Genomic DNA, 565 nt, shown 5'->3' with positions numbered 1-565 from the left:
CCCGGGCTGGTCGCGCACCGGCCGCTCGCCGTGATCGAGGGCGGCAGCGTCACCCTGGGCGACCTGTTCGAGAATGCCGGGGCGCGCGCGACCGACGTGCTCGGCCCCTCCCCCATGCCCGGCCGCCGCTTCGTGGTGGAGGCGCCGCAGCTGGCCGTCATCGCCCGCGATGCCGGCCTGCCCTGGCAGCCCGCCGCCGGCGATGAGCGGGTGGTGGTGGAGCGCCCCGGCCGCCCGCTGTCGCGCGAGGAGGTCGAGGCGGTGCTGCGCGCCGAGCTGGCCCGGCTCGGCGCCGATCCGGAGCTGGACATCGACCTCGTCGCCTACCAGCCGATGCTGGTGCCGACGGGGGCCGATCCGCGGCTGACGCTGGAGGGCACCGAATACGACGCCGCCAGCCGCCGCTTCTCCGCCACGCTGGTGGTGCTGGCCGATGGCGTGGCGACGCTGCGCCAGCGCCTGGCGGGGCGCAGCGTCGCCATGCGCAGCGTCGTCGTCGCCAACCGCGCGCTGCGCATGGGCGAGGTGCTGGGGCCGCAGGATGTGCGCGCCGAGCGCCTGCCGG

The 565-nt window shown here is 77.3% G+C and carries 1 protein-coding gene; it reads left to right on the top strand.

The genetic code is table 11. The annotated features are described in order from the left end of the window. Positions 1–565 (top strand): hypothetical protein (locus HMPREF0731_RS22760; protein ID WP_040614591.1); only part of this gene is annotated, 565 nt, incomplete at both ends.

Source organism: Pseudoroseomonas cervicalis ATCC 49957, assembly GCF_000164635.1.
GTDB lineage: Bacteria > Pseudomonadota > Alphaproteobacteria > Acetobacterales > Acetobacteraceae > Pseudoroseomonas > Pseudoroseomonas cervicalis.
Note: the sequence above shows the minus strand (reverse complement) of the source record. Positions and strands in the feature narration are given on the sequence as shown.